1 protein-coding gene is annotated in these 1,008 nt (G+C 41.3%); it reads right to left on the bottom strand.

Annotation, left to right across the window (positions count from 1 at the left end; all coding sequences use genetic code 11):
* Positions 1–332 precede the first annotated feature (332 nt).
* On the bottom strand, positions 333–935 hold the full coding sequence (locus ACED41_RS21550; protein ID WP_065583845.1) for a DUF922 domain-containing protein: 603 nt from the start codon (positions 933–935) through the stop codon (positions 333–335).
* Positions 936–1,008: the final 73 nt, after the last annotated feature.

Genomic DNA, 1,008 nt, shown 5'->3' with positions numbered 1-1,008 from the left:
TTGATCTTATTCTTCGTGCTGAAAGATTAGAATGCGGTGTTCATGGCACGCTTACGCTTCATCAGCTTCATATTGTAACCTATCAACTTCGAGCCTAAGTCCGGACTCAGAACTCTCGATTACTTCCTCAAAAATAAAATCAAGCTTGTGGGTGATGTCTCTGATCATCCCTTTTCTTATTTCGATATAAAACCGCATTAATACTCCTTTCACATAACGCCAAATTAAGGTGTGAACAACGCCAACAACCCTACCTAAAGCATTGCGCCATAAACACTAAACTTGCTTGAAGTGAAAGCGCCGAGCGTTGTGAATCACTCTTAAATTTATTGTTATATGCGTGGTGACATTGGCGCGAAAGGTATTTCGCATATTTTCAAGTAAGGCCCCTCACCAAAAGGAGACTCTGCTAATTCAATTTCTCCATGCGACGTATAAACGTCAAACAGAGCATTACTTTCCACCAAATCACCTTCAAGCTCAATGACTCTATCATTTGCGCTACTACACCCTCCACGCTGCCCTCGTTTGAAGGCTAAATACATTTCGTGCATCGACTTAACTGCAAGCGCACAATGAATCTGTTCATGACGATAGAGCTTCTCAAGATATGGACGAAACTCCTCAGCTGACTCATCTGAAGTCTTAGGCATTTCGAACTTCGGAAGTGTATAGGTAACTTCAAGCTCAAATTCATGAATTTCGCAAGAATCATCATCCGTATGGAAGTCGTATTTCCACGCGGTGTAACCGTCAAAGCCTTCATTTACGAGAAACTCAGGTCTAGCGTTAAATGAACGCTCAATTTCTTCAACACTATTCCCGCTAATCTCATACACTTCAAACTTTTTCTTGAAGGGAAAGTCTAGCTTGACGTCAGCATTAGCCTGACTAAACGCCATTAAGCAATATATTGAAAGTACTACTTTTTTCATCATCATCCTTGAAGCATATAACGAATGACATGGATTCCCCCTACCGAGGATCTGCCACACTTATGTGGTACTT

Source organism: Vibrio sp. 1F255 (genome assembly GCF_041439145.1).
Taxonomy (GTDB): domain Bacteria; phylum Pseudomonadota; class Gammaproteobacteria; order Enterobacterales; family Vibrionaceae; genus Vibrio; species Vibrio crassostreae_C.
This window is presented reverse-complemented; position numbering and strand designations above follow the sequence as displayed.

Coding starts and splice junctions, on each gene's coding strand:
- ACED41_RS21550 (WP_065583845.1), bottom strand. CDS start 935: ATGAAAAAAGTAGTACTTTCAATATATTGCTTAATGGCGTTTAGTCAG.